At 52.0% G+C, this 321-nt stretch carries 1 rRNA gene; it reads left to right on the top strand.

The annotated features are described in order from the left end of the window. Window positions 1-321: ribosomal RNA gene (locus tag GM668_RS30370) — 23S ribosomal RNA — on the top strand; the annotation flags it as partial.

The following is a 321-nucleotide window of genomic DNA, read 5'->3' as shown; positions in this document are numbered from 1 at the left end:
TTGTGATGATGCAATCTACCCGCGGCTAGACGGAAAGACCCCATGAACCTTTACTGTAGCTTTGCATTGGACTTTGAACCAATCTGTGTAGGATAGGTGGGAGGCTTTGAAGCGGGGACGCCAGTTCTCGTGGAGCCATCCTTGAAATACCACCCTGGTTTGTTTGAGGTTCTAACCTTGGCCCGTAATCCGGGTCGGGGACAGTGCATGGTAGGCAGTTTGACTGGGGCGGTCTCCTCCTAAAGTGTAACGGAGGAGTTCGAAGGTACGCTAGGTACGGTCGGACATCGTGCTAATAGTGCAATGGCATAAGCGTGCTTA

Origin of the sequence: Pseudoduganella ginsengisoli, from assembly GCF_009720865.1 — a bacterium.
Lineage (GTDB): Bacteria > Pseudomonadota > Gammaproteobacteria > Burkholderiales > Burkholderiaceae_D > Rugamonas > Rugamonas ginsengisoli.
The sequence above is the reverse complement of the archived record's forward strand: the minus strand, read 5'-3'. Positions and strand labels throughout refer to the sequence as shown.